Here is a 7,138-nt window from a genome sequence, read left to right on the forward strand (position 1 = left end):
AGCGCCGCCATCGCCGCCGGCGCGGCCATTCGCGCCCATGGCGTCTCCGCTCGTGCCGCCGGCGCTGCCGTTCGCATTGCCGCCCGTGGCATTGCCGCCTTCCGCGGCACGCCCATCGCCGCCGGCGGCGTTGCGGTTGTTGTCGGCCATGTTGCCGATCTGGCGGACGTCGTTGCTCACGTCGCCCTGGAGGGTCGCGTTGGCGTTGACGTTCGAGGTGTTGAAGGAATTGGCGGTGGTTGCGTTGGCTTCGCCGCCGTTGTTGGCAGCCGCTGCAGCCCGGGCGGTGGCTTCCGCGCTGCCCTGGCTACGGTTCTGGTTGGACCTGTTGATGTTGCCGGAACTATCGCGCTCAATCCGGGTTTGAGATTGCAGGTTGTCCCCGCCGACAGGACCAGCAGAGTTGTTCCCCTCCTGTGCATGTGCCACGCTGAATGCCAGTGCGATCGCGGTCGCCAATATTGTGCGCTTCATCTGTTACTCCCCTTGTGTCACCGAAAGTTGAAATGCCCGGCGTTCCATGCACCGGTCCACTTTGGTGACTAGCAGTTTGTGTGCCAGCCAGCTGGGGAGTTGCAAGTGTTTGATAAATCGGTGAATTTTTATGCCTGGCAAGTTTGTAGGACTCAATTGATGGGGCGTTTCAACATCTTGGCAAAAGGGTGTCGCAAGGCTGTTACAAAGTACCGGGAAGTGTCACCGACTGTATCAAGTCCTGGGCGCAGGGCAGAGTGCAAGCCAAGGGACACACCGAAAGCAGCACCTGGATGCTTGCTTTCAGTGTGTAGGAGATGAAGAGGGGAAGGGCGAGGCGGATTCAGGGGGCGATGGCGTGCTTGGCCATCAGCCGGTACAGCGTCATGCGAGACACGCCGAGGTCGCGCGCGGCCTGGGTGATGTTGTTGCCGCATTTGGCCAGGCTGTTCGAGATGGCGATGCGCTCGGCACTGCCGCGCGAGGTGTCGAGGCCGTCTCGCAGGATGATGGCGCTGTCCTGGAGCGCCAGCTCGAGGTCTTCCGGCATGATCAGGCGTTTTTCGGCGAGCACCATGGCGCGCCGCATGCGGTTGATCAACTCGCGGATGTTGCCGGGCCAGTCATGCTGGGCCATGGCGCGCAGCGCCTGCTTGCTGATGCCCTTGAGCTGAGGGCTTTTTTCGTCGGCAAATTTATTGAAGATGGACTCGGTCAGCAGGGGCAGGTCGTCCTTGCGCTCGCGCAGCGGGGGCACCCGGATCGGAAAGACGCTCAGGCGGTAATACAGGTCCTCGCGAAAGCGGCCCTTGGCCACGGCCTGGGGCAAGTCCACGTGGGTAGCGGCAATCACGCGCGCGTCGACCGCCACCGTGCGCGTGCTGCCAACGCGGTAGATGGTGCGCTCCTGCAGGAAGCGCAGCAGGCTGGCTTGCAGGTCGAGCGGCAGGTCGCCGATCTCGTCCAGGAAGATGCTGCCGCCAGATGCCGCTTCGAGCAGGCCCGGCTTGGCTTTCGCCGCGCCGGTGAAGGCGCCGCGCTCGTAGCCGAACAGTTCGGAGTGGATCAGCGAAGGCGGGATGGCCGCGCAATTGATTGCGATGAAAGGCCCGGCGGCGCGCGGCGACTGCGCGTGGACTTCCTGCGCCGCGAGTTCCTTGCCGCTGCCGCTCTCGCCCGAGATCAGCACCGGCGCATCGACTGCGGCAATCTTGTCGATGTGGGCGCGCAGGCGCTGGATCGCCACCGACTGGCCGTCGATGTGGCGTCCCTTGTCCGTGCGCGCCAATGATGGGCTGGGCCGGGTCAGCATCGCCATGCCGTGCGCGTGCCCGAGCGAATGCTGCAGGCGCAGTTTGTCGACCGGACTGGTGTGAAAATCGCACAAGTGGGTGGCGATGGCCTGGCGCAATTGAGGACGATGCAACAGGTCGGGACCGAACACCCCTATCCAGCGCACGCGGTGGTGTTCTTGCAGGAAGCGCTCGGTGTCGTCGTGTTCGAGACTGCTGTCGCCGTCGAGCAGCAGTCCGACCGAATAATGCTGCTGTGCCAGCACCCTGTGCGCGGCGTGGATGCCCTCGACCGTACACACGTCCCAGCCCTGCAAATCTCCGCAAGCCTTTTGTACACCCGCGATTCCCTCGGTGGTGATGCATAAGAGTCGTTTGACCGGCACAGTAACCTCATTGTTATTGGTTATTAATGGTCAAGCTGGAGACCTTGTCCGCCGATCTCGCATGGCTTCGCATGACGAGTTCCGGTGGTATGCCACGGAGCTTTGCGGCGCGTTTTGTTAACGGATATTTAACCAGAAACTGCTACCTTTCGGCGCACAAAAAGTTGTCGAGTTGGGAATCTGCATCGGAAAAATTCCTACAAGAATCAAGTCTTTACCGCATTTTCTTATTGTGGTACTGCCGCTCGGCCGCCCGGCCAGGGCGCGATAGCCGGGGGACGACGCGGCTGCTTGTATAATGCGGCAACACCAACCCGCATGCAGCTATGACCAAATCCACCCATTTCGGCTACAAGACCGTGGCCGAGGACCAGAAGGTCCAGGAAGTCGCCAAGGTTTTCCATTCGGTCGCCTCCAAGTACGACGTCATGAACGACCTGATGTCGGGCGGACTGCACCGCATCTGGAAGGCCTTCACCATCGCCCAGGCCGGCGTGCGCCCGGGCTTCAAGGTGCTCGACATCGCCGGCGGCACGGGCGACCTGGCCAAGGCCTTCGCCAGGCAGGCCGGCCATACCGGCGAGGTCTGGCTCACCGACATCAACGAATCGATGCTGCGCGTCGGCCGCGACCGTCTATTGAATAAAGGTCTAGTCACCCCCACCTTGCTGTGTGACGCAGAGAAACTGCCTTTCCCGGACAACTACTTCGACCGGGTGAGCGTGGCCTTCGGCCTGCGCAACATGACGCACAAGGACCAGGCGCTGGCGGAAATGCGCCGCGTGCTGAAGCCGGGCGGCAAGTTGCTGGTGCTGGAGTTCTCGAAGGTGATCGCGCCGCTGCAGAAGCCCTACGATGTGTATTCGTTCTCGGTGCTGCCGTGGCTGGGACAAAAGATCGCCGGCGACGCCGATAGCTATCGCTATCTGGCGGAGTCGATCCGCATGCACCCCGACCAGGAAACCCTGAAAGGGATGATGCTCGATGCGGGACTGGAGCGGGTCCAGTATTTCAACCTGACGGCGGGTGTGGCCGCATTGCACACTGGTATTAAACTCTAGGAAGAACGAGATGAAAAAATTCTTGGTCACGATGATGTTGGCCGTCACTGCGGTGTCGATGATCGCGGAAGCCACCGCGCGCCCGATGGGCGGCAAGCGCTCCTTCGGCCGCCAGTCGCAGGCCGTGCGCCAGATGCCCGCTCCGGCTCCGGCCCCGAGCCCGGCCTTCCAGCGCGCGCCTAACGCCGCGCCCGCCGCTGCCGCCGGCGCGACCGGCGCCGCCGCCGCCGCGGCCGCCAAGAAGCCGAGCATGTGGAAGGGCATCCTGGGCGGCGCGCTGCTGGGCCTGGGCCTGGGCGCGCTGCTGTCGCACTTCGGCATCGGCGGTGCGCTCGCCAGCGTGATCTCCTCGGTCCTGATGATCGGCCTGCTGATCCTGGCCGTGATGTTCATCGTGCGCATGTTCCGCCGCAAGGACACCCCGGCCAACCCGGCCTTCGCGAATGCCGGCTACGGCGCGGCCCAGCCTGCGCAAGCCGGGGCGGTGTCCACGCCGGAAATCGGCTCGGGTCTGCGCCAGGGCGCCTATCAACCCTCGGCCTTCCAGGGCCAGCAGAACCAGGGCGGCGTGATGCTCGACAAGGGCGGCGCAAGCCACAACCAGTGGGGCGTGCCGGGCGACTTCGACCAGGAAGCCTTCCTGCGCCAGGCCAAGTCGTCCTTCATCCGCCTGCAGGCGGCATGGGACCGCGGCGACACCAACGACCTGCGCGAATTCACCTCGCCGGAAGTGTTCGCCGAGCTGAAGATGCAGATCCAGGAACGCAATGGCGTGGCCGACTACACCGACGTGGTCTCCGTCGACGCCCAGCTGCTGGGTATCGAGACCAGCGGCAACGATTACCTGGCGAGCGTGCAGTTCAACGCCATGATCCGCACCGCGCCGAACGCGCCGGCCGAACCGCTGGTCGAGGTGTGGAACCTGTCCAAGCCGCTGGCGGGCACGGGCGGCTGGGTGCTGGCAGGTATCCAGCAGGTAGCGTAATTATTTTCAGTAAAGCTCCCGTGCTGCCGGGTACGATCCCGGCAAACTGGTAAGATCGAGACCGCCCGCTTTCCCCGGGCGGTTTTTTTTATTTAGAGCACTTTTTTATGTTCCCGAGTTCCCCCCAACAGGCGCTGGCCATGCCCGCGCTGGCCGCGATCAACCACCTGCTGGCCCAGGAGGCCTGGGCGCGCGCGGCGCTGGCGCGCCATGCCGGCAAGGAAGCCTGTATTGACACCGGCCACCTGCAGCTGCGCATGCTCGTGGCGGCCGACGGCATGCTGGAAGCGAGCCGCGGCGAGGGGCCTGCCGGGGTGACCATCCGCGTCAAGCTGACCGACCTGCCGCTCATCGCCCAGGACCGCTCGCGCGCGCTGTCCTATGTGAAGATCGAAGGCGATGCGGAATTCGCGAACACGATCTCGCAACTGGCCAACGGCCTGCGCTGGGATGCCGAGCACGACCTGGAGCGGGTGATCGGGCCGCTGGGCGCCCACCGCGTGGCGTCTGGCGCGCGCCAGGCCGTCCAGCTGGCCAGCGGCGCCGGCCGCCGCCTGGCCGAGAACCTCGCCGAATTCCTGGCGGAAGAGCGACCGGTGCTGGTGCGCCCGGCCATGCGCGAGGAATTCGCCGCCGAGGTGGTGCGCCTGCGCGACGACGTCGAACGCACCGCCAAGCGCATTGCCCGACTCGAACAGCGGCTGGCGCACCACGAGAGCGCCAGCGCGCCGCGCGTAATTACGGACCTGACTTCGGACCGCCGATGATATTGAAATTCCTGCGCCTGCTGCGCATCCTCGCTGTATTCACCAAATACGGCCTCGACGAGATCGCCGTCACCAGCATCAACGCGCCGCGCACCGCGCGCCTGATGAGCACCTTCTTCTTCTGGCGCCGCATCACCTCGCCGCGCGCGATCCGTTTGCGCCAGGCGCTGGAGGAGCTCGGCCCCATCTTCGTGAAGTTCGGCCAGGTGCTGTCGACCCGGCGCGACCTGATGCCCCAGGATATCGCCGACGAGCTGGCCTTGCTGCAGGACCGGGTGCCGCCTTTCGATTCCAACCTGGCCATCGCCCAGATCACGCGTTCGCTCGGCGCCCATCCGGACCAGCTGTTCGCCCATTTCGAGCGCGAGCCGGTGGCCTCGGCCTCGATCGCCCAGGTGCACTTCGCGCGCCTCAAGAACGGCAAGGACGTCGCGGTCAAGGTGCTGCGTCCGGGCATGAAGAAGCTGATCGACGAAGACATCGCCCTGATGCACATGGCCGCCAGCCTGATCGAGCGCGTGTGGGGCGAGGCGCGCCGCCTCAAGCCGCGCGAAGTCGTGGGCGAATTCGACAAATACCTGCACGACGAGCTGGACCTGATGCGCGAAGCGGCCAACGCGGCCCAGCTGCGCCGCAACTTCGCCAACTCGACCCTCTTGATGGTGCCCGAGATGTACTGGGACTATTGCTCCAGCAGCGTGATCGTGATGGAGCGCATGCGCGGCATCCCGGTGTCGCAGATCGACCGCCTGGCGGCCGAGGGCGTGGACCTGAAAAAACTGTCGAGCGACGGCGTGGAGATCTTCTTCACCCAGGTGTTCCGCGACGGCTTCTTCCATGCCGATATGCACCCGGGGAACATCCTGGTCTCGATCGAGAAGGAGACCTTCGGCCGCTACATCGCGCTCGACTTCGGCATCGTCGGCACCCTGAACGACTTCGACAAGGACTACCTGTCGCAGAACTTCCTGGCCTTCTTCCGCCGCGACTACAAGCGCGTGGCCGAAGCCCACATCGAATCCGGTTGGGCGCCGCCGGCCACCCGCGTCGACGAACTGGAGTCCGCCGTGCGCGCCTGCTGCGAGCCGATCTTCGACCGGCCGCTGAAGGACATCTCCTTCGGCCAGATCCTGCTGCGCCTGTTCCAGACTTCGCGCCGCTTCAACGTCGAGGTCCAGCCGCAGCTGGTGCTGCTGCAGAAGACCCTGCTCAACATCGAAGGCCTGGGGCGCCAGCTCGACCCTGACCTGGACCTGTGGAAAACCGCCAAGCCCTACCTGGAGCGCTGGATGTCCGAACAGGTCGGCTGGCAGGGCTTCGTGGAGCGCCTGCGCGCCGAAGCGCCGCGCTACGCCCACATCTTCCCGCAGTTCCCGCGCCTGCTGCACCAGGCCCTGGCGCGCGAGACCCATCCGCACCTGGCCGGTCCGAACGTCGCCCAGTCCGACCTGCTTGCGATGCTGGTGATGCAGCAGCGCCGCACCAACCGTCTGCTGGGCGTGCTGGCCTTCCTGCTGGGCGGATCCGGCATCGTGGCGCTCGGCTTCTACCTGCTGCAGGTGCATGGCGCCTGACTTTTCCAACCGCGATCCGCTCCAGCCCGGGTTCTGGGACGAGCGCTTCGCGCGCGGCTTCACGCCCTGGGACCGGGGTTCTGTTCCTGCCGAGATGCGGCGCTTCGTCGCCGACTGCGCACAGCCGCTGACGGTCCTGATCCCCGGCTGCGGCAGCGGCTATGAACTGGCCTGGCTGATGGAGCGGGGCTGGATGGCCACCGCCATCGATTTCTCGCCCGAGGCCGTGGCCCGCGCGAAGCGGGTGGCGGGACAGTGGGCCGAACGGGTGCTGGAAGCGGATTTTTTCGCCTGGGAACCCGAGCGGCCGCTGGACATGGTCTACGAATGCGCCTTCCTGTGCGCGATGCCGCCCGCCATGTGGCCGCGCATCGCGGCGCGCTGGGCGGAGCTTCTGGCGCCAGGGGCGCTGCTGGCGGGTTTCTTTTACTTCGACGAGAAGCCCAAGGGGCCGCCTTTCGGGATCGCCCGCGAGCGGCTCGAGGAACTCCTGGCCTCGCACTTCGAGTGCATCGAGGACAGGGCAGTGCAGGACTCGATTCCCGTCTTCGCCGGCAAGGAACGCTGGATGGCCTGGCGCCGCAGCTAGGCGCCAAAAG

General features: G+C 65.2%; 6 protein-coding genes and 1 pseudogene. 5 read left to right on the top strand and 2 right to left on the bottom strand.

Going from position 1 to position 7,138, the window contains the following annotated elements; all coding sequences use genetic code 11:
* Together KBW95_RS24295 and KBW95_RS24300 are read right to left on the bottom strand one after the other, a co-directional pair.
* Positions 1–474: pseudogene (locus KBW95_RS24295) on the bottom strand (hypothetical protein); the annotation flags it as partial.
* Positions 475–817: 343 nt separating this feature from the next.
* Positions 818–2,083: a sigma-54 dependent transcriptional regulator gene (locus KBW95_RS24300; protein ID WP_229429993.1), complete on the bottom strand. Its 1,266-nt coding sequence runs from the start codon at positions 2,081–2,083 to the stop codon at positions 818–820.
* Between the two features lie 395 nt (positions 2,084–2,478).
* Here KBW95_RS24300 and ubiE point away from each other — a divergent pair, with 395 nt between their 5' ends.
* The 5 genes from ubiE to KBW95_RS24325 all read left to right on the top strand — a co-directional run bounded on the left by ubiE (position 2,479) and on the right by KBW95_RS24325 (position 7,128).
* A complete protein-coding gene (gene ubiE / locus KBW95_RS24305) occupies positions 2,479–3,213 on the top strand; it encodes a bifunctional demethylmenaquinone methyltransferase/2-methoxy-6-polyprenyl-1,4-benzoquinol methylase UbiE (RefSeq protein WP_211527152.1) in 735 nt (244 codons plus the stop codon).
* Positions 3,214–3,223: 10 nt separating this feature from the next.
* Entirely contained in the window at positions 3,224–4,198 is a 975-nt protein-coding gene (locus tag KBW95_RS24310) for a Tim44 domain-containing protein (protein WP_211527151.1), read from the top strand.
* A 107-nt stretch (positions 4,199–4,305) separates the two neighbouring features.
* Complete coding sequence (locus KBW95_RS24315; RefSeq protein ID WP_211527150.1) at positions 4,306–4,965, top strand: SCP2 domain-containing protein; 660 nt, start codon at positions 4,306–4,308, stop codon at positions 4,963–4,965.
* Entirely contained in the window at positions 4,962–6,539 is a 1,578-nt protein-coding gene (ubiB, locus tag KBW95_RS24320) for a ubiquinone biosynthesis regulatory protein kinase UbiB (protein ID WP_211527149.1), read from the top strand. The genes KBW95_RS24315 and ubiB overlap by 4 nt, the downstream gene beginning before the upstream one ends.
* Positions 6,529–7,128, top strand: a complete 600-nt coding sequence (locus tag KBW95_RS24325) for a methyltransferase domain-containing protein (RefSeq protein ID WP_211529542.1) — start codon at positions 6,529–6,531, stop codon at positions 7,126–7,128. Before ubiB ends, KBW95_RS24325 begins: the two co-directional genes overlap by 11 nt.
* The last annotated feature ends 10 nt before the right edge of the window (positions 7,129–7,138 follow it).

The organism is Massilia sp. ZL223 (genome assembly GCF_018119395.1).
In the GTDB taxonomy this organism is placed as follows: Bacteria; Pseudomonadota; Gammaproteobacteria; order Burkholderiales; family Burkholderiaceae_D; genus Telluria.

What these genes read in the sequence shown, in the direction of transcription:
- ubiE (WP_211527152.1), top strand. Translation starts at nt 2,479, where the DNA reads ATGACCAAATCCACCCATTTCGGCTACAAGACCGTGGCCGAGGACCAG.
- KBW95_RS24310 (WP_211527151.1), top strand. Translation starts at nt 3,224, where the DNA reads ATGAAAAAATTCTTGGTCACGATGATGTTGGCCGTCACTGCGGTGTCG.
- KBW95_RS24315 (WP_211527150.1), top strand. Translation starts at nt 4,306, where the DNA reads ATGTTCCCGAGTTCCCCCCAACAGGCGCTGGCCATGCCCGCGCTGGCC.
- ubiB (WP_211527149.1), top strand. Translation starts at nt 4,962, where the DNA reads ATGATATTGAAATTCCTGCGCCTGCTGCGCATCCTCGCTGTATTCACC.
- KBW95_RS24325 (WP_211529542.1), top strand. Translation starts at nt 6,529, where the DNA reads ATGGCGCCTGACTTTTCCAACCGCGATCCGCTCCAGCCCGGGTTCTGG.